This is a genomic window from Xylophilus sp. Leaf220 (assembly GCF_001421705.1).
In the GTDB taxonomy this organism is placed as follows: domain Bacteria; phylum Pseudomonadota; class Gammaproteobacteria; order Burkholderiales; family Burkholderiaceae_C; genus Xylophilus.
On record NZ_LMKO01000012.1, the window covers coordinates 152,699 to 171,421 of the forward strand.

Consider the following 18,723-nt stretch of genomic DNA (forward strand, 5'->3'; position numbering starts at 1 on the left):
AAGGTTTCCCGCCGGCATGCATCTCCCAGGAGGCGGGGCCACTCCGTTCCCGTACCAGCGTGTCTGCTTCCCACCGTTCCGACCGGTCGATCCTGGTCGCCGTCGCCTGTCTCGTCGGCAGCCTGGTGGCGCTGTGCGTCGGCACCTCCTTCGCCAAGAGCCTGTTCCCGGTCGTCGGCGCGGAGGGCACCGTCGCACTGCGCACCGCCTTCGCCGCCCTGGTGCTGCTGGCGGTCTGGCGCCCTTGGCGGCGCCCGCTGGCCCGCCGCGACGCCGCCTGGATCTGCATCTACGGCGCCACGCTGGGCCTGACCAACCTGCTGTTCTACATGTCGCTGCGCACCGTGCCGCTCGGCATCGCGCTGGCGCTGGAGATCACCGGGCCGCTGGGCCTGGCGGTGCTGTCGTCGCGGCGGTGGGTCGATTTCACCTGGATCGCGCTGGCGGCGGTGGGCCTGGCGCTGCTGCTGCTGATCGGCGGCCCGACCGCCCGGCCCGACATGGCGGGGGCGGCCTACGCGCTGGGCGCCGGCGTGATGTGGGCGCTCTACATCGTCTTCGGCCAGAAGGCGGGCAATGCGCACGGCGGGCAGGCGACGTCGATCGGCTTGCTCTGCGCGGCGCTGGTCACCCTGCCGTTCGGCGTGGCCCAGGCCGGCGCCGGCCTGCTGGCACCCGGGGTGCTGCTGGCGGGGCTGGCGGTGGGCATCGTCTCCAGCGCGTTGCCCTATTCGCTGGAGATGGTGGCGCTCAAGCGGCTGCCGCGCCGCACCTTCGGCATCCTGCTGAGCCTGGAGCCGGCGGTGGGCGCGCTGGCCGGCGTGCTGTTCCTGGCGGAGCGGCCCACGGCGGGGCAGTGGGCGGGCATCGTCTGCATCATGGCGGCCGCCGTCGGCTGCACCGCGACCGCCCGGCGTGCCGCGCCGACACCCTCCGTCGAAGCGGCCGCCGCGGCACCGGGCCGTCGCGGCGAGACCGCCGGCTGAAGGTCGAGGATGTCCCGGCGCATGCCCGTCCGAAGCCCGTTGCCGCTGCGCGACGGCGTCGGCGCCAGTTGCGTGGCGGTGCCGCCACGCACGGCGGGGTCGGTACTCGATTTCCTGGCGCGGCGCCTGCCCGGCGTCTCGCGCGAGGCATGGGAGCGGCGCATCGTGCTGGGCGAGGTGGTGACCGCCGACGGCCGGCCCCTGGCGGCGGGCGACGCTTGCGCCGCACACGACCGGTTCTTCTACTACCGGATGCTGGAGGAAGAGCCGGCGTTGCCCTTCGAGGCCGAAGTGCTGTTCCAGGACGATCACCTGGTCGTGGTCGACAAGCCGCATTTCATGCCGGTGGTGCCCACCGGCCCTTACCTGCAGCGCAGCCTGCTGGTGCAGTTGAAGCGGCGCCTGGGCATCGAGGCGCTGTCGCCGCTGCACCGCATCGACCGCGACACGGCGGGGCTGGTCGCGTTCGGCGTTCGGCCGGAAGAGCGGGGCGCCTACCAGCAGCTGTTCGCCCTGCACACGATCGAGAAGACCTACGAAGCGGTCGCGCCCTGGGTGACCGATCTGGCCGCGCCGCGCACCCACCGGATGCGGATGGCGCCTGCGGCCGAGTTCTTCCGTGAGCAGGTCGTCGAGGGCACCCCCAACACCATCACCCGGACCGAGATGCTGACCCGCCTCGGCCCCCTGGCCCACTACCGCCTGTGGCCGACGACCGGCCGCAAGCACCAGCTGCGGGTGCACATGGCCGCCCTCGGCGCACCGTTGCTGCACGACCCGCTCTATCCCGAAATTGTCGATGCGGACATGGGCGACTACGCCCGGCCGCTGCAACTGCTGGCGCGCAGCCTGGATTTCACCGACCCGGTGACCGGCGGCCTCCGCCATTTCCAAAGCCGCCGCGCCCTGGCGGCGGTGGAGGCCTGGGAACAGGCGGGCGGGGCCGCGCCGGCGCCCTAGTCGCCGCCGGTGGCGGTTGCGTCGCCTTCGCCGTGCAGGCGCTTACCCGGTCGGTCGGCGCGCGCATTACAGTCCCGGCATGGCATACGAACTCTATTACTGGCCCACCATCCAGGGCCGCGGCGAATTCATCCGGCTCGCCCTCGAATCCGCCGGCGCTCCCTACGTCGACATCGCCCGCGGGCCGCAGGACGATGGCCAGGGCGTGCCGGCGATGACCCATTTCCTGGAAGACAAGCGGGTCGTCCATCCGCCGTTCGCGCCGCCCTTCCTGAAAGACGGAGCGGTGATGGTGGGGCAGACGGCCGCCATCCTGCAGTACCTGGCGCCCGAACTGAAGCTTGTGCCCCGCAGCGAGCAGGCCCGCATCTGGACGCACCAGATCCAGCTGACGCTCTGCGACATCGTCGCCGAGGCCCACGACACCCACCACCCGGTCGGCACCGGCCTGTACTACGAAGACCAGAAGGCCGAGGCGCTGCGCCGGGCCACCGAGTTCTGCAGCGCCCGCATGCCCAAGTTCCTGAACTGGTTCGAGGCGGTGCTGGCGCGCAACCCCGCCGGCCAGCGGCACCTGGTGGGGGGCAAGCTGAGCTATGCCGACCTTTCGCTCTTCCAGGTGGTCGAAGGCCTGCGCTACGCCTTCCCGAAGGCGTCGGCCCGGGTGCTGGCCAAGACGCCGCATGTGGTGAAGCTGCGCGACCGCGTCGCCTCGCTCCCGCGGGTGGCGGCCTACCTGCGCAGCGAGCGGCGCATCCCCTTCAACGAGGACGGCATCTTCCGCTGCTATCCGGAACTCGACGTGTGACGCAGCCCCCATGCTGATCGCCGGCGTCGATTTCGCCGGCCCGGCCGATGCGGTGGCGCGGCAGCTGATCGGCACCACGGTGCTGGTCGACGGCGTCGGCGGCCGGATCGTGGAGACCGAGGCCTACGACCGCGACGATCCGGCCTCGCACACCTTCGGCGGCCCCACGCCGCGCAACGCGGCGATGTTCGGCCCGCCCGGCCGGCTCTACGTCTACCGCTCCTACGGCCTGCACTGGTGCCTGAACTTCGTCTGCCGCGAAGAAGGCCACGGGGCCGGAGTGCTGATCCGGGCCCTGGAGCCGACGGCCGGGCTGGACCGGATCCGCGCGCGCCGCGGCACGATAGCCGACCCGCTGCTGTGTGCGGGCCCGGGCCGTGTGGGGCAGGCACTGGCGATCGATGCCGCCTTCAACGGCATGCCGCTGGATGACGATCCCCTGGCCTTGCTGCCGGCCGATCCGCGCGTACCGGTCGACATACGCTCCGGGCCCCGCATCGGCATTTCGAAAGCCGCGGACGTGCCCTGGCGTTTCGGCGAGGCGGGATCGCGCTATCTGAGCAGGCCGTTCCGCTAGCGAGCCATTCCGGGTTTTCGAATTTCGATTAACCCGGTTCTTATTGAATATCACGCCATTGCTCTTTGCAGGAGCTCGGCACCCGTGCGCCATAAAAGTGCTTTTCGCGGCGCTGAATCTCATCGCCGCACGCCCACGGTGCAAACGGCATTCCTTGCCGATATTCGATATTCCAACGGCATTTTCGGAGAAACCGCACGCTGTTTTCGGAGCGCGGCGTTTGTAACAGCATGATGCAATGATCGCTCGACCAAGACTTCGAGCGATGCACGAACGGTTTGCTGGGTGCTTATCAGCAGGCCCATCCTCGGACGACCCCATTCACCAAAAGTTGAATCATCACCCCTGACGAGGAACCGATAAATGAAGAAAGCACTCATCGCCGTGGCCGCCCTGGTCGCCTGCACCGCCGGCATGGCCCAGTCGTCCGTCACCTTGTTCGGTACGCTCGACGCGGGCGTGGGCCGCCTGAAGTCCAGCGGAACCAGCCACGTCACCGGTCTGCTCAACGGCGGCAACTCCACCTCGCGCCTGGGCTTTCGCGGTACCGAGGACCTGGGTGGCGGCCTGTCGGCCGGTTTCTGGCTGGAAGGCGCGCTGAACAACGACGTCGGCGGGGGCTCCAGCCAGACGGGAGGCTTCGACTTCCAGCGCCGTTCCACCGTCAGCCTGTTCGGCACCTTCGGTGAAGTGCGGCTGGGCCGCGACTTCGTAGCCTCGTATCCGATGACCTTCGACTACGACGTGAGCGGCCAGCGCGGCTTCGAACAGGTCGAGATCCTCGGCATGAGCACCTCGGGCGTCACCGGCGTCAGTGCGTTCCGCACCAGCAACAGCGTGTCGTACCTGCTGCCGTCCACCCTGGGCGGTTTCTTCGGCCAGGTCCAGTACGGATTCGGCGAAGGCAATTCCAGCGTGGTGCCGGTGGCCAATGCGGCAGGCATCAGCACTTCCGCCGCCGCCGCCGCGACCAAGAAGACCGGCAATTACATGGGCGTGCGCGGCGGTTACGGCAGCGGCCCGTTCAAGGTCTCCGCATCGTACGGCCAGTATTCGGACGCCACCCGGGTGGTGGGCGCATCCGCCTATGCGTCCGATTTCAAGGTGGCCAATATCGGCGCTTCCTACGATTTCGGCATCGTCAAGCCGATGGGCTTCATCCAGACCGACAAGATCGGCGGCCGGGGCGCCATCGCCGCGTTCCAGTTCAATACCTATGCCATCGGCGCCACCGCACCGGTCGGCCCCGGCCTGATCCGCGTCCAGGCGTCGCATTACACGCAGGACAACAGTTCCAACGGCGCCAACAAGGTGTCGCTGGGCTATGTGCACAACCTGTCGCCGCGCACTGCGCTGTATGCCGACGTGGCACGCCTGAACAACAAGGGCGCCTCCACCTACCAGGTGGGTGGGGTCGGCGGCCTGAGCAACAACGGTCCGGTGGCGGGCGGCAATTCCACCGGCATCGCCATCGGCATGAAGCACAGCTTCTGATGGGGCATGGGCCGGGCGGCCAAGCGCCCGGCCCATGCGGTTTTTTGCGAGTGAACAGGGTTTGCGAGTTTTGACGGGGCTTCACGGCCCCGTCTTTTTTATTTGTACGTTGTTTTTCTTTTGCACCTGCGGTGAGCCGGTTCGGCAGGAGCACGGCCAGACGCAAAAAAGCCCGCGAGATGCGGGCTTTCGGAATTGGTCGTGGGCTCTTACGCGGCCCACGTTACGGCACATTCACATGCAGAAGCCACTTTTGTTTTTTTCGTCGTGGTAGCTCTTGGTCCGACGTGCCGCCGTGAGAATCGGCCTTGCCTGCGCAGGCAACCGAAAGACGCGAGGGTCGTTTCGGGGATCGCGGATTGTAGGCGCTGCTCCAGAATTGTGCAAGTGCCGACCGCGGGCTGGCGAGTAGGGTGTGGCATCACCTCAGGCGGATCGTCACTAGAATCGCGCCCTTTTCCCCGTCACCTGCACCCCGAACCGATGAATATTGTCGTCAACGAAGAACTCAAGGCCTACATCGATCCCCTCTCGGCCGACGAACACGATGCGCTGGAGCGCAGCATCCTGGCCGAGGGCTGCCGGGACGCGCTGGTGCTCTGGGGCGAGGTGCTGGTCGACGGCCACAACCGCTACGGCATCTGCCAGAAGCACGGCCTGCCGTTCCAGACGGTGCAGAACACCCGGTTCCGCTCGCTGGAAGACGTGCACCTGTGGATGATCGACCAGCACCTGGGCCGCCGCAGCGTCTCGGATTTCCAGCGCGGCGTCCTGGCGCTGCGCAAGAAGGAGATCGTGGCGATGCGCAAGGGCCGGGCGGCACTGCCGGCGTCGGAGCACGACACGCCTGCCGATGCGCAGCCCGCGGACGAAGCCGCCGGCGCGATGTCGGCCGATGCGGCTTCTTCGGCCCCGGCGCCCGCCGCGCTCGACAGCCGCGAGGCGATCGCCAAGGCCGCGCGGCTGAGCAGCAGCCAAGTGGTGATGATCGAGAAGATCCAGAAGCAGGCGGCACCCGAACTGGTGGCGGCCGTGCGGTCGGGCACCATCTCGATCAACGCCGCGGCGGCCGTGTCCAGCCTGCCGGTTGACGAGCAGGTCGCCGCTGCGCTGGGCGGCAAACAGGAGCTGAAGCAGGCCGCCAAGCGGGCGCGCGACGCCACGCGCAAGCCGCCGAAGGAGGCCGCGGGCAGCGCGGCAGAAGAGCTTTCGTCCGCGCCCGATTCGCTCGACAGCCTGCGGCAGCGCGTGGCCGACCTGACCGAAGAGAACGCGTCCCTGCGCCGACAGGTGGCCGATCTGCAAGCCGCACTCGGCCGCGGGTAGCGCCCGCATCGCCCCGTGGCCGCGCCGGCGCAGGCACCACCATTCGCTCGGTGCTCCGGCGCGTGGCCTTGTGGCTGCCGGCTGGGCTGAAACGTCGACCCGCTCAGGCCCTGGTGCGGGCCGAGGGGTTCAGGCCGCGATATTGCATTCCCGCCGCAGCAGCGCCAGCGCGTCGTGCAGCTGGTAGTCCAGGTCGCTGCGCAGGGTCTTCTCAGACTCCTGCAGGAAGCTCGTCCACAGCGCGCGGTAGTCGTCGCGGTGCGCTTCGGGTGCATGTTCGTCGACGAAGGCGGTGGCGAGCGCCGGCTCCATGCCGTGCTTGCGGATGCGCCGCACCAGGCTGGCGGCCTGCTTTTCGGTCAGCAGCGTCTTCTTGGGAATGCCCGCGGCCAGGCACAGCAGCAGGGTCAGCAGCGAGTGCTCGTCTTCGTGTCCCTGGGTGGCGCGCGCCCAGGTCTTGCTGCCGGGCTGCGGCGGCGCATCCTGTCCCAGCGACTGGTAGTAGTGGTCGACTTCGCCCAGCGGGTCCTCCACCAGGAAGTAGCGCTCGCGCCAGACGGCGCTCGTGCGCAGCATCAGCCGCACCGGCTGGGTGGCTTCCAGCAGGCGCGGCAGGTCCGAGACGACGCTCTTGCGTATCGCCTCCACCGTGTCGTGCAGCGTGTGCGGAAGCCCGGGCGGCATTGCGATCTGCAGCGGGGTCGCGCGCTTGCGCAGTGCGGCGATCCGCTTGTCGATCTGTACCGCGTCGGGCCAATCGGTCGCGCCGGGCGCCAGGGCGCGGTAGAGCAGGGCGGTGCGGATCACCGCCTCGGCATCGGCACCGGCTTCTTCCAGCGCGTCCGCGTCGAGCTTGAACGGCCGGCCCAGCCACAGCGCCGCGTCGGCGAGGTGCGCCGCCGCCGTGCGGCGTGCCAGCTCGGCCCGGTAGTCGGCATGGCTGCGCAGGGACCAGGCCGACAGCAGCGGCGTCTCGGCATCCGAGAAGCCGCGCATGCCGAAATGGCTGCTCTCCGGCATCGCGATCAGGCGGCGCAGCATGTCGGATCCGGCTTTGGAGCGCGACATGAAGGAGTGGTCGCGCAGCAGCTCGGCCGCGCTGCGCAGGTCGCCTTCGCTGGCATCCTCCAGGTGCAGGCTCACCAGGTTGACGATGCGGGCACGCGCCCGCTCCAGGTCGGGACGCAGGAATTCGCTGCCGAAGTAGCGGGCGATCTGCACCATGCCCTTGGGCGCTTCGGTCCGGATCGCGGCGATCTTGTCGGCATCGATGACGCCGTACTGCAGACCGTAGGCCAGGGCCTTCTCGAAGAACGGGCGGCCGTCGTGGATCGACAGCCCCGAGGCGGGGGAGGGCGCGGACATCGGGGGGGCAGCCGGCGCGCTCAGATCGCCGACTCCTCGTCGGAGGTGCGGGCGGCGGGCGTCGCCTTGCCGCGGTCGGTGTCGCTGGTCTCGAACTTGCCGTCGTCGTCCTCTTCGGGCAGTTCGTCGTCTTCCAGCCCCAGGTCGTGGGCACGCGCCTTGGCCCGCAGCACCAGCAGCATCTCGATGAAGAGGTCGCGGCACTCGTAGCGCAGCAACCAGGCCAGCTGCATCCAGTCGCGGTCGGCCACCTCGTCCTGCAGCAGCTGCGGCTGCACATAGGCCGAGGCCAGCAGCTGCTCTTCGGTGAGCATCAGGCCGTAGTCCTCGGTGGCGTCGAAGGTGCCGGTGCGTGCGAAGGCCTCGATGCGGCTCCACTTCTCGGTGAAGTAGTTGGCCAGCGCCTCGCTGCCGCCCTCCAGGTCGCCGATCGCGTTCAGGAACTCGAGCGGCTCGCCGTCGTCGCGGAAGATCACCGCGTTCACCATGCTGCGCAGATGGGTGTGGCTCAGGTCCTTGTACTGCTTCTCCAGCACCATCGCCCGGGCGAACTGCTCGGGCGTGACCAGCAGGTTGACGACCGAGGCGCGCGAGTCGTCGTACTCGCGCATGACGGCCAGGATGTCCTTGGGTGCCAGCTGGTCCAGCACCACCATCAGGGCGTTGTCCCCCTCGGCGTCGGCAAGCTCGGCCAGGGCCGATTCGGCGCCGACGATGTCGCCGGCGGCGATCAGGCTGCGGGTCTGGGTGATGAGGGCGAGATGGTTCATCGTGTCACTCCTTGCGGTCGAAGCCTTGGTCGGACAACCAGTCGCTGCCGGCGTCCTCGCGGCTGCGACGGGTCTGCGGATCGCGTGCGTCGTCGGCGCTGAGCGGGGTTTCGTCGTCTTCGACCGGTTCGTTGTCGTCCTGGTCGTCGTCGGCGTCGTCGTCGGCGTCCGAGGCGCCGGCATCGGCCGGGCCGAGGCGGGCGTGGGTCTGCAGGTATTCGAGGGTGGCGGCCGCCACCAGGAACCGGCTGCCGGCCGGCTCCTTGAGCACCGCCTCGGCCATGCCCACGGCCCAGGGTTCGAGGACGACCGACTGCGCCAGCGTGTGCCACTCGGGCAGCTCGGCCGCCTCCAGCCCTACCAGCGGCTCGATCGCGCGCGGCTGCGGGAACTTGAAGGCGCGGTGGAAGGCCACGGCGACCATCTCCGGGCTCAGCTCCAGCATCTGCACCAGGAAGCCGATTTCCTTGCGCTTCTGGGTCAGGCGCTTCTGCAGCACGTCCTTGCCTTCCGAATCGGAGGTCAGGTCGTCCAGCTCGGCCCGGTAGGCGGTGCGCAGGTTGTGGAAGTAGGGAGAGAGGGTCACGGCGGGAGGATGCTCTTGAAATAGGCTTGCCAGATCTCGGTCGCCGTTTCCAGCGGGTCGTCCAGCAGATTGCGACGTCGGTTCTCGTCGTAGGCTTGGCGCTGCTCGTCGTCGGACAGCACCTCGTAGGCTTTCTGCACCGCCTGGAACCGGGCGGCCGCGTCGGGCGCCGGGTTCCGGTCGGGATGGAGCTGGGCGGCCTTCTGGCGGAAGGCCTTCTTGATGTCGGCCAGCGAGGCGCTTCCTGCCAGCCCCAGGGCTTCGTAGTGGTTGCTCATGCGGTCACTTCAGGTGCCGCCGTTTGGGGCGATTTCAAGCCGGTGGGCAGGGCGCTCGGCGCAATGGTGCCGATCAACCGGCCAGCCCCACGAACACGTTCTGCACGTCGTCGTTGCCGTCGATCGCGGCGAGGAAGGCCTCGACTTCCTCCAGGTGCTCCGGGCTCAGGTTGGCCGGGTCGACCGGGTTCTTCGGCTTGTAGCCGAGCTTGGCAGACAGCACGGTGAAGCCCTGCGCCGGCAGTGCGCGGCTGACCAGGTCCAAGTCGGTCGCGTCGGTGATGAACATGGTGGCGCCGTCTTCGCCGGCCTCGAAATCCTGCGCACCGGCCTCGATGGCCGCCACTTCCGCGTCGGCACCGGCGGCGGCCGGCTCGGCCTCGATCATGCCGACATGGTCGAAGTCCCACGAGACAGAGCCGGAAGTGCCCAACTGGCCCTTGCGGAACAGCACCCGCATCTCGGGCGCGGTGCGGTTGACGTTGTCGGTCAGGCACTCGACCATCACCGGCACCTGGTGCGGCGCGAAGCCTTCGTAGATGACGTGCTCGAAGTTGACCGTCTCACCGGTCAGGCCGGCGCCCTTCTTGATCGCGCGCTCCAGGGTTTCCTTGGGCATCGAGACCTTGCGGGCCTGCTCGACCACCAGGCGCAGCCGCGAATTGGCCGCCGGGTCGGCGCCGCCGCGCGCGGCCACCATGATTTCCTTGGCCAGCTTGCCGAACAGCTTGCCGCGGGCATCCGCCGCCTGCGCCTTGCCTTTTGCTTTCCACTGCGCGCCCATGTCTGATCTCTCTCGGTGTGTTGCGGCGCCCGCGGGCGCCAGTCGGTGTCGGGGTTCTCCGGCGATGGCGCAGGGTGCCCATGGCTGGTGCGGCCCGGCTGCACCGCCGAAAGTACGGGAGCGCCGGAGCGGCCTCGCGTCGGCGGCTCCGGCCGTCGTCGGCTGGCTCTTCTGGAAGACGCCGACAGGCGCCTAGTGTATCGGCCGCACTGCGGCGGGCGAAGCGGGTGCGACGCCCTCCCGGGTAAGGGCGAAAGAAGGGCCTGCGCTCAGCCGTCGATCTTCACGTCGGCCGCGCGGATCACCTTGGCCCACTTGGCGGTTTCGGTGGCGATGAAGGCATCGAACGCCGCCGGCGTGCCGCCCGCCGGGAAGGTGCCCATCGTGTCGAAGCGGGGCCGCATCTCGGCGCTGCGGACGATGGTGGTCACCTCTTCGGCCATGCGCTGCACGATCGCCTCGGGCGTGCCGGCCGGTGCCAGCATGCCGGCCCAGGTACTGCCGGCGAAACCCGCGAAACCCTGCTCGATGAAGGTGGGCACGTCGGGCACCGCCGGCAGCCGCTGCTCGCCAGCCACGCCGATCAGCCGGATCTTGCCGTCCTTGCCCGCCGGTATCAGGCCGGTGGGTGCGTCGAACAGCAACTGGATCTGACCGCCCAGCAGGTCGGCCAAAGCGGGCGCAGCGCCCCGGTAGGGGATGTGCACCATCCGCGTCTGGGTCTGCAGCTTGAGCAGTTCGGTGGTGAGGTGCGAGGCCGAGCCGTTGCCCGACGAGCCGAAGCTGATCTTGCCGGGGTTGGCGCGGGCGTAGTCGATCAACTCCCGCGCGGTCTTGAACGGCGCGTTGGCCGCCACCGCGGCCAACAGCGGCGAGATGCCCATCAGCGCTACGCCGCGCAGGTCCTTGGCCGGGTCGTAGGGCAGCTTGGGGTAGAGCGTGGTGTTGGCCGCATAGGCCGCGATCACCACGCCGAAGGTGGTGCCGTCGGGCGGCGCCTTGGCCACCGCGTCGACGCCGATGATGCCGTTGGCACCGGGCTTGTTGTCGATCACGATCGGCTGGCCCAGCTTGTTCTGCAGGCCGACCTGCAGCATCCGCGCCATCTGGTCGGTGAAGCCGCCGGGCGTGTAGGGCACGACGATCCGGATCGGGCGGTTGGGCCAGGCCGACTGGGCGCGGGCCGGGAGTACCAGCGCGGCGGCACCGGCGGCGACCGCCGCCTGGAATCCGCGGCGCGAGAGAGGGGAAAAGGGCATCGTGGTGTCTCCGTTGAATGCTGCATCCTGGGGCCATCGCGCGGCGCAGGCAGCAGGGGATTTCCCTCGCGTCGGTTGCGGCTCCGATGGCCAGGCGGTGCGCTACTGCGCGTAGCCCGGGTTGCGCCGGTCCAGCCGCCGCAGCAGGCCGGGCCAGACCAGGCGCGCACCGCCGCCGGTGCGCACCTTGGCGAGCTGCGCCGGCGCGGCGTCCAGCACCTCGGCCGGAATGTCGAGCATCTCGGCGCCCGGCCGGGCCCGCACCTGCACCATGCAGGCGGCCTCGAAGCGGTGCATCGCCAGGAACGCCGCGGCGACCGAGTCGCCGACGGTCAACAGCCCGTGGTTGCGCAGCATCAGGAAGCTCTTGTCGCCCAGGTCGCGTACCAGCCGCGGCTTCTCGTCGTCGTTGACCGCGAAGCCCTCGTAGTCGTGGTACGCCAGCGAATGCAGCACCGAGGCCGCGAACTGCGAGATCGGCCGCAGGCCGTCCTTCTCGGCCGACACCGCCACGCCGTTGATCGAGTGCGTATGCAGCACGCAGGCCGCATCGTGCCGGGCGGCGTGGATGCAGCTGTGGATGGTGAAGCCCGCCGGGTTGATGTCGTAGGGCGAATCCAGCACCTTGCGGCCCGCACCGTCGATCTTCACCAGGCTGGAGGCGGTGATCTCCTCGAACATGAAGCCGTACGGGTTGATCAGGAAATGCTCGGTGCCCGGCACCTTGGCGGTGATGTGGGTGAAAACCAGGTCGTCCCAGCCGAAGAGGGCGACCAGCCGGTAGGCGGCCGCCAGGTCGACGCGGGTCTGCCATTCCTCGGGCGAGACCTGCGCCTGCAGGCCGGGGATCGGGTCGAGCGGAGAAGATGGGGGCATGCGCGGGGTCCTGTTGCGGTGTCGTTTCGTAGCTGCGGAGCAGACCGGAAACGAGGCTAAGGCGCTGCGGCGATGCGGGCGGTCGCGGGCACGACAGTCCAAAGGCGGGCGGCCCGGCGCCGATAGCAGCCATGATGCTATCAAATCGATAGCTGCAGGTCGGCGTCCTACGCCGGCTGGCGGCCTGTTTCGCTCAAGAACGCGCAAATGGAGCTGCCGATGCGGCCGGTCCGACCGCGTGCCGCTGCCTCCAGCCGAAGGAGGCATCGATCCTGCCATGCCGGAACCGGCAGGGCCGTCGCCGATGCTGCCAGCGCCCGCCCGGGTGTCGTGCTGGGCGTTCAGTCCCGCGGGCCGGTGGGGCCGGCCGCATGGGGTGCGTTCTGCAGCGTGGCCTGGGTGACACTGGCACCTGCCGGCACGCTGTCGGTGAGCCAGACGTTACCGCCGATGACCGCGCCCCGGCCGATGGTGACCCTGCCGAGGATGGTGGCGCCGGCGTAGACGACCACGTCGTCCTCCACGATCGGGTGGCGCGGCAGGCCCTTCTTCAGGGTGGTGCCGTCGGCCTCTGTCGGGAAGCGCTTGGCCCCCAGCGTGACGTTCTGGTAGAGCCGTACCCCCTGGCCGATGACGGCCGTCTCGCCGATGACGACGCCGGTGCCGTGGTCGATGAAGAAGCGTGGGCCGATCGTGGCGCCGGGGTGGATGTCGATGCCGGTCTGGCCGTGCGCCAGCTCCGAGATGATGCGTGCCAGCAGGGGCAGGCCCAGCGTGTAGAGGCGGTGGGCCAGGCGGTGGTGGATCATCGCCAGCAGGCCCGGGTAGCACAGCAGCACCTCGTCCACGCTGTGGGCCGCGGGATCGCCTTCGTAGGCGGCTACCGCATCGCTGTCGAGCAGGCGCCGGATGGCCGGCAGCCCCGCGGCGAAGTCCCGGAGCAGGGCACGCGCCGACTGGTCGCTGTCGGCGGCCGGGGCCAGGGTCCTGCGGGCGGTGTAGCGCAATTCGAGCAGCGCCTGGTCGAGCAGGGTGTGCAGCGCCGAATCGAGCGTCCGGGCGACGTAGAAATCCTCGCTTTCGTGGCGCAGGTCCGACGGCCCCAGCCGCAGCGGGAAGAGCACGCCCTTCAGGCATTCGACCACCCCCGCCAGCGCGTTGCGCGACGGAAACTCCCGCCCCGCCGGCTCGCGGGCGCGGCCCTGCGAGTCGCGCCATTCGATCCGCGTGCGCTGCAGGGCCAGCACCACTTCGTTCACCTCGAAACCTGACATGAAACCTCCGTTGTCGTCGTGCCGGCCGGCCGGCCAGCGGCAGGGATGCGCCGGCAGGGTCGTCCGATGGGCTAGTGGATCACGACAGGCGCCGGACCCGTGTCGCCAAATGCGAAAGACCACGAACCCCGGCGCCATGCCGCCTGCGCCGGCAGTGCGGCAACGCCTGCGCCGCACTCGGGTCCTCGGCTGACGCGGCGGGCCGCGCCGCGCGGTCATATTGCCGGCGAACCCCTTCTTGCAACGGCCTCCTACGACCATGACCTCTTCCCTCATCACCGCCGTCGGCCCCACCACCAGCCGCGCCTACCGCTGCATCTGCGGCAAGCCTCTTTTCCTCCGCAACAGCCTGTGCCTGAACTGCGGACGCTCTCTGGGCTACGACCCGGTCATGCGCACCGTGGTGGCGATCGAGCCCGGCGAGCAGCCCGGCGACTGGGTGATCCCCGGCACCGGCTCCGACCGCATCGTGCACCGCTGCGCCAACCTGGAGGCACCGGCCGCCTGCAACTGGCTGATCCCGGGCGGCACGGCCGCCCACCGGCACACGCCCGACAACCTGGACCCGGGCTTCTGCCTCTCGTGCAGCACCACCCGCACCATCCCCGACCTGGCCAAGGAGGAGAACCGCGAGCTGTGGCGCAAGCTGGAGATCGCCAAGCGCCGCCTGCTCTCGCAACTGCTGGCACTCGCCCTGCCGATCGAGACCCGCAAGGAACGGCCCAACGGCCTGATGTTCGACATGCTGGAGCAGGTGCCCGGCGGACCGAAGGTGCTGACCGGCCACGACGAGGGCCTGATCACCCTCAACATCGGCGAGGCAGACGACGCCCAGCGCGAGAAGATCCGCGCCGAGATGCACGAGTCCTACCGCACGCTGCTCGGCCATTTCCGCCACGAGATCGGCCACTACTACTGGGACCGGCTGGTACGCGACACCGTCTGGCACCAGCCCTACCGCGCGCTCTTCGGCGACGAATCGGTCGACTACGGCGAATCGCTCAAGCGCCATTACGAGAACGGTCCTCCGGCCGACTGGCCCCTGCACTACGTCACCAGCTATGCCACCACACATTCCTGGGAAGACTGGGCCGAGACCTGGGCCCACTACCTGCACATGGCCGACACGGTGGATACGGCCGTCAGCTTCGGCATCGACGCGAACAACGTCGACATCGAGAGCGACCCCTACACCCTCGACGACCTCTGGCGGCCGGACCATCCGAACGCGACCGCCTTCCTGGCGTTCCTCAACTCGTGGATCGTCCTGACCCACGCGCTCAACGAGCTGACCCGCAGCATGGGCCAGCCCGACTACTACCCGTTCATCCTGCCGCGCGAGGCGATCGCCAAGCTGCAGTTCATCCACGAGGTGGTGCGGTCCTACAGCGTGCCGGAAGCGGCGATCAGCGTCGAGGAAACGGCGGCGGATTTCGACGACAGCAAGGCTGCGCCGGAGGTGCGCGCCGCGTGATGCATGCCGGACCACGACGGTGCTTCAGCAGACGTCCGCATCGATCCAGCGGCACCTTGCACCCATTGCTATAAAAAAAGTAGCTGGATGCCGGCGTCCCACGCCGGCTCCAGCTTTTTTTCTCTAGAAGACCACCGTTTGCCGGCCCTGCGGTGTTGGCTATTCCTGCAGCGCCCGCAGCGACGCCAGGATCCGCTCCCGGTCCTGGTCGAGCCGCGGCGGCTGGCGCTGCAGCACGGTGCGGTGGCCGCCGACATGGATCGGGTTGCCGGCGACGGTCAGGTCGCGGCCGCTCTGGGCCTTGACCTGCAGCAGCATGTCGCGGGCCTGGACCTGCGGGTCCTGCAGCACCTCGGCCACGTTGTTGTAGGCGCCGGTGGGGATGTTGTTGCGCATCAGCAGGTCCTGCCAGTGGTCGCAGCCGGCCGCGGCCAGGCGTTCCTCCAGCGCGGCCTTCAGGGCCTCGTGGTGGGTGCAGCGCAAGTGGTTGGTGGCGAAGCGCGGGTCGACCGCCACCGCCGGCAGTTCCAGCGTGGCGCACAGCCGCTGGAACAGGCCGTCGTTGCCCGCCGCGATCACGAACCAGCCGTCCGCCGCGCGGAACACGTCGAAGGGCGCGATCGACGGGTGGCGCGAGCCGAGCGGGCCCGGCGCCTTGCCGTCGACCTGCATCCGGGCGATGGCGTTCTCCAGCAGGGCGACCTGGCAGTCGAGCATCGCCACGTCGACCCGGTCGCCGCGGCCGGTGCGCGCCCGCTGCAGCAGCGCCGCCTGGGTGCCGACCGCCGCGTACAGCCCGGCGCCCAGGTCGCCGATCGAGACGCCCACGCGCGTAGGGTCGCCGCCGGGATGGCCGGTCAGGCTCATGATGCCGCCCATCGCCTGCACCACCATGTCGTAGGCCGGCCGCCGGCTGTAGGGCCCGGTCTGGCCGAAGCCCGAGACCGAGGTGAACACCAGCTGCGGGTACCGGGCCTGCAGCGCCTCCCAGCCGTAGCCCAGCTTTTCCATGGTGCCGGGGCGGAAGTTCTCGACCAGCACGTCGGCCGTCTCCAGGAGGGCTTCGAACACCGCGCGGTCCTCGAGTGCCTTCAGGTCGAGGGCGATCGATTCCTTGTTGCGGTTGACCGACATGAAGTAGGCCGAGTCGCCGTCGACGAAGGGGCCGATCTGGCGGGCGTCGTCGCCGCAGCCGGGCTGCTCGACCTTGATCACCCGGGCGCCCAGGTCGGCCAGCAGCATGGTGCAGTAGGGGCCGGCCAGGACGCGGGTCAGGTCGACGACGGTGTAGCCCTGCAGCGGGCCGGCGGATGGGTGCGTGTGTGGGGTCATTCGAGCGAGGCGCCGGAGCGCACGGTCAGTTCCTTGGATTTCTTGCCTTCGTCGAGCGCCCAGGCGCGGAATTCGGCCAGTGATGCGGAGGGTGCCGATTCGTTGCCCGATTTCTCCAGCCGGGCCTTCACCTCGGGATCTTTCAGCGCGGCCACGCTGGCGTCGAACAGCGCCTGGGCCACCTCGGGCGGCACGCCGGCCGGGGCGAACAGGCCGAACCAGAAGCTGAAATCGTAGCCCTTGACGCCGGCCTCGGCCATGCCGGGCGTGTCGGGGAACAGCGGCGAGCGGGCGGCCGAGGTGACGGCCAGCACCCGCAGCTTGCCGCCCTGGGCCATCGGCAGCACCGAGGGCGGCGTGCCGAAGGTCAGCTGCACGTCGCCGCTGGCGACGGCCAGCAGCGAGGGCGCGCCGCCCTTGTAAGGTACGTGCAGCATCTGCACCCCGGCCGCCTGCTCGAACGAGAGCGCCGCCAGGTGGGTGATGACGCCGGTGCCGGAGGACGAGTAGGTCAGCTTGCCTGGCGCCTTGCGCGCCTCGGCCACCAGCTCCTGCACCGACTGCGTTTTGAAACCCTGGTTCACCGCCAGCAGCATCGGCGCCGAACTCCAGCGCGAGATCGGGACGAAGCTCCTGGCGCCGTCGTACTTCACGCTCTTGTAGAGCAGCTGGTCGCTGCCGTAGAGGTTGCCGCTGCCGAGCAGCAGGGTGTAGCCGTCGGGCGCGGCGCGGGCCACGAAATCCGAGCCGATGGTGGTGCCGGCGCCCGGCCGGTTGTCGATCACCACCGGCTGGCCGAGCAGCTTGCCCATCTTGTCGGTGACGATGCGCGCCACCGTATCGGCCCCGCCGCCCGAGGGAAAGCCGACCACCAGGGTGATCGGCCGGTTGGGATAGCCCTGCGCGCCGGCGGCGGTGCAGAGGGCGGTCAGCGTGGCGGCGGCGATGCCGTGCGAAAGCTTCATTCTTTGTCTCCTGTCGTGCGAATCAATGGTGGGCGGCTACCGGCCGGTGAAGACCGGCGTGCGCTTTTCCTTCCAGGCCTGGCCGCCTTCGGCCAGGTCTTGCGAGACCACCGACCGTGCGACGTCGCGGGCGGCGGCGGCCGGATCGAAGCGGCCCTGGGCGATGCGGTTCAGGTGCTGCTTCATGCCGAGCAGCGGGATCGGCGCCATCGCGCCGAGCGTCGCGGCCAGGCGCTCCACCTCGTCCGGCAGCGATTCGCGCGGAACCAGGTGGGTGAGGAAACCGCAGTCCAGCATCGCCTGCGCACCGATCTTCTCGGCGGTCAGGAAGAGGCGCTTGGCGGTGTTGAGGCCCAGCCGGCTCACGTAGCGCTGCATGCCGGTCGGGTAGTAGTGCAGGCCGAGTCGCGCCGCGGGCATGAACATTTCGCCGGCCTCGCAGCCCAGGCGGAAGTCGCAGGCCAGCACCATGTCGGTGGCCCCGCCGTAGACGCCGCCCTGCAGCGCGGCGATGGTCACCGCGCGGCAGTTCTCCAGCGCATCGACCATGTCGCCGAAGCCGCTGCCTTCGGTCTGGCTCTGGGCGACCGAGCCGATGTCGAACCCGCTGCAGAAGTGCTTGCCCTCCGACCGCAGCACCAGCACCAGCACGGCGGGCGTGGCATCGACCGTGGCGAAGTGCCGGCGGAGCTCGGGCAGGTCCTCGGGTGTCAGCTTGTTGGCCATCTCTGGCCGTCGCAGGGTGATGGTGGCGCGGGAGCCTTCTATTTGCAGCGATGGAAGCATCGGGTTGTTCCAAGGTCGTTGATATATCTATAATGCTATTTGATATTTAGGTGCCCATGCAATCCGCGCTAACCCTCGAACCCACCAGCCTGCAGGACCGCATCCGCGGCCGGCTAGAGGCCGCCATCCAGTCGGGCGAGCTGGCGCCGGGCATGGCGATCGACGAGCGTGCGCTGGCGGCGCAGTTCGAGGCCTCGCGCACGCCGGTGCGGGAGGCGCTGCTGCTGCTCAGCGCGCGGGGCCTGGTCGACATCGTGCCGCGCACCGGCATCTACGTGCGCCAGCTGAAGGCCGAGGAACTGGTCGCGATGATGGAAGCACTGGGTGAGCTGGAGGGCGTGCTGGCCCGGCTGGCGGCCCGCCGGATCGGCGCCGTCCAGCGCGCGGCGCTGGAGCAGGCCCTGGCCGGCACCGCGGCCTGCGCGCGGGCCGACGACGCGGCCGGCTACCAGGAGGCCAACGCGGTGCTGCACGAGGTGATCTACCAGGCCAGCGGCAACCCCTTCATCGTCGAGCAGGCCCGGGCGGTGCGGATGCGCATCGGGGCCTACCGCGGCAGGCTGTTCGAGCGGCCGGGCCGGCTGGCCGATTCGCAGCGGGAGCACGAGCGGGTGGTCGCCGCCATCCTGCCCGGTCGGGCCGACGAGGCGGCCGATGCGATGCGCGACCACATCTCCCTGGGCGGCAAGGTGTTCGCCGACCTGGTGCTGTCGAATACCCGCCCGTAGCAGCGATATGCGCCGCCCAGGAAAAAGGGCGCCGCCTTCGCGCGGAGCGTCGGCAGCGCCCGAGGGGCACCCTGGGCGGTGGCGGCTGCCGGCCG

General features: G+C 69.5%; 19 protein-coding genes. 8 read left to right on the forward strand and 11 right to left on the reverse strand.

Annotated features, from left to right (window positions below; translation table 11 throughout):
* The first annotated feature begins 59 nt into the window (after positions 1-59).
* The 6 genes from ASE76_RS09455 (at position 60) to ASE76_RS09480 (ending at position 6,151) form a co-directional block, all read left to right on the forward strand.
* Positions 60-986: a DMT family transporter gene (locus ASE76_RS09455; protein ID WP_055838202.1), complete on the forward strand. Its 927-nt coding sequence runs from the start codon at positions 60-62 to the stop codon at positions 984-986.
* A gap of 21 nt (positions 987-1,007) precedes the next feature.
* Complete coding sequence (locus tag ASE76_RS09460; protein ID WP_055838205.1) at positions 1,008-1,946, forward strand: pseudouridine synthase; 939 nt, start codon at positions 1,008-1,010, stop codon at positions 1,944-1,946.
* A gap of 79 nt (positions 1,947-2,025) precedes the next feature.
* Positions 2,026-2,754, forward strand: coding sequence for a glutathione S-transferase (locus ASE76_RS09465; protein WP_055838208.1), 729 nt, complete (start codon positions 2,026-2,028; stop codon positions 2,752-2,754).
* A gap of 10 nt (positions 2,755-2,764) precedes the next feature.
* Positions 2,765-3,331 carry a DNA-3-methyladenine glycosylase gene (locus ASE76_RS09470; protein WP_055838211.1) on the forward strand — a complete coding sequence of 189 codons (567 nt, stop codon included), beginning with the start codon at positions 2,765-2,767 and terminating at the stop codon, positions 3,329-3,331.
* A gap of 363 nt (positions 3,332-3,694) precedes the next feature.
* Entirely contained in the window at positions 3,695-4,825 is a 1,131-nt protein-coding gene (locus ASE76_RS09475; protein WP_082448265.1) for a porin, read from the forward strand.
* Between the two features lie 483 nt (positions 4,826-5,308).
* The gene (locus ASE76_RS09480) at positions 5,309-6,151 is read left to right on the forward strand and encodes a hypothetical protein (protein ID WP_055838214.1); all 843 of its coding nucleotides are present in this window, start codon (positions 5,309-5,311) and stop codon (positions 6,149-6,151) included.
* 129 nt (positions 6,152-6,280) lie between these two features.
* On the opposite strand, the gene ASE76_RS09485 is transcribed toward ASE76_RS09480, so the two are convergent.
* The 8 genes from ASE76_RS09485 to epsC form a co-directional block, all read right to left on the reverse strand.
* Positions 6,281-7,516 (reverse strand): hypothetical protein, encoded by a 1,236-nt coding sequence (locus tag ASE76_RS09485; protein WP_055838217.1) that lies wholly within the window; start codon positions 7,514-7,516, stop codon positions 6,281-6,283.
* Between the two features lie 20 nt (positions 7,517-7,536).
* Positions 7,537-8,286, reverse strand: coding sequence for a hypothetical protein (locus ASE76_RS09490; RefSeq protein ID WP_055838219.1), 750 nt, complete (start codon positions 8,284-8,286; stop codon positions 7,537-7,539).
* A gap of 4 nt (positions 8,287-8,290) precedes the next feature.
* The gene (locus ASE76_RS09495; protein ID WP_055838222.1) at positions 8,291-8,872 is read right to left on the reverse strand and encodes a hypothetical protein; all 582 of its coding nucleotides are present in this window, start codon (positions 8,870-8,872) and stop codon (positions 8,291-8,293) included.
* A complete protein-coding gene (locus ASE76_RS09500) occupies positions 8,869-9,150 on the reverse strand; it encodes a DnaJ domain-containing protein (RefSeq protein WP_055838226.1) in 282 nt (93 codons plus the stop codon). Before ASE76_RS09500 ends, ASE76_RS09495 begins: the two co-directional genes overlap by 4 nt.
* Before the next feature lie 73 nt (positions 9,151-9,223).
* Positions 9,224-9,934 carry a YebC/PmpR family DNA-binding transcriptional regulator gene (locus tag ASE76_RS09505; RefSeq protein WP_055838230.1) on the reverse strand — a complete coding sequence of 237 codons (711 nt, stop codon included), beginning with the start codon at positions 9,932-9,934 and terminating at the stop codon, positions 9,224-9,226.
* Between the two features lie 269 nt (positions 9,935-10,203).
* Complete coding sequence (locus tag ASE76_RS09510; protein ID WP_055838233.1) at positions 10,204-11,193, reverse strand: tripartite tricarboxylate transporter substrate binding protein; 990 nt, start codon at positions 11,191-11,193, stop codon at positions 10,204-10,206.
* Between the two features lie 102 nt (positions 11,194-11,295).
* A complete protein-coding gene (locus ASE76_RS09515) occupies positions 11,296-12,069 on the reverse strand; it encodes a class II aldolase/adducin family protein (RefSeq protein WP_055838236.1) in 774 nt (257 codons plus the stop codon).
* Between the two features lie 341 nt (positions 12,070-12,410).
* Positions 12,411-13,343, reverse strand: coding sequence for a serine O-acetyltransferase EpsC (epsC, locus tag ASE76_RS09520; RefSeq protein ID WP_055838239.1), 933 nt, complete (start codon positions 13,341-13,343; stop codon positions 12,411-12,413).
* A gap of 259 nt (positions 13,344-13,602) precedes the next feature.
* Between epsC and ASE76_RS09525 the strand changes: the two genes are divergently transcribed.
* On the forward strand, positions 13,603-14,817 hold the full coding sequence (locus ASE76_RS09525; protein ID WP_082448267.1) for a putative zinc-binding metallopeptidase: 1,215 nt from the start codon (positions 13,603-13,605) through the stop codon (positions 14,815-14,817).
* 159 nt (positions 14,818-14,976) lie between these two features.
* Here the strand turns inward: ASE76_RS09525 and ASE76_RS09530 are convergent, their stop codons facing one another.
* The 3 genes from ASE76_RS09530 to ASE76_RS09540 are packed head-to-tail and all read right to left on the reverse strand — an operon-like array spanning position 14,977 to position 17,900.
* Positions 14,977-16,149, reverse strand: a complete 1,173-nt coding sequence (locus ASE76_RS09530; RefSeq protein WP_055838243.1) for a CaiB/BaiF CoA-transferase family protein — start codon at positions 16,147-16,149, stop codon at positions 14,977-14,979.
* The gene (locus ASE76_RS09535) at positions 16,146-17,114 is read right to left on the reverse strand and encodes a tripartite tricarboxylate transporter substrate binding protein (protein ID WP_055838246.1); all 969 of its coding nucleotides are present in this window, start codon (positions 17,112-17,114) and stop codon (positions 16,146-16,148) included. Before ASE76_RS09535 ends, ASE76_RS09530 begins: the two co-directional genes overlap by 4 nt.
* Before the next feature lie 36 nt (positions 17,115-17,150).
* Positions 17,151-17,900 carry an enoyl-CoA hydratase/isomerase family protein gene (locus ASE76_RS09540; protein ID WP_055838249.1) on the reverse strand — a complete coding sequence of 250 codons (750 nt, stop codon included), beginning with the start codon at positions 17,898-17,900 and terminating at the stop codon, positions 17,151-17,153.
* 56 nt (positions 17,901-17,956) lie between these two features.
* On the opposite strand from ASE76_RS09540, the gene ASE76_RS09545 reads away from it, so the two are divergent.
* The gene (locus ASE76_RS09545; RefSeq protein ID WP_055838252.1) at positions 17,957-18,628 is read left to right on the forward strand and encodes a GntR family transcriptional regulator; all 672 of its coding nucleotides are present in this window, start codon (positions 17,957-17,959) and stop codon (positions 18,626-18,628) included.
* Positions 18,629-18,723 lie beyond the last annotated feature (95 nt).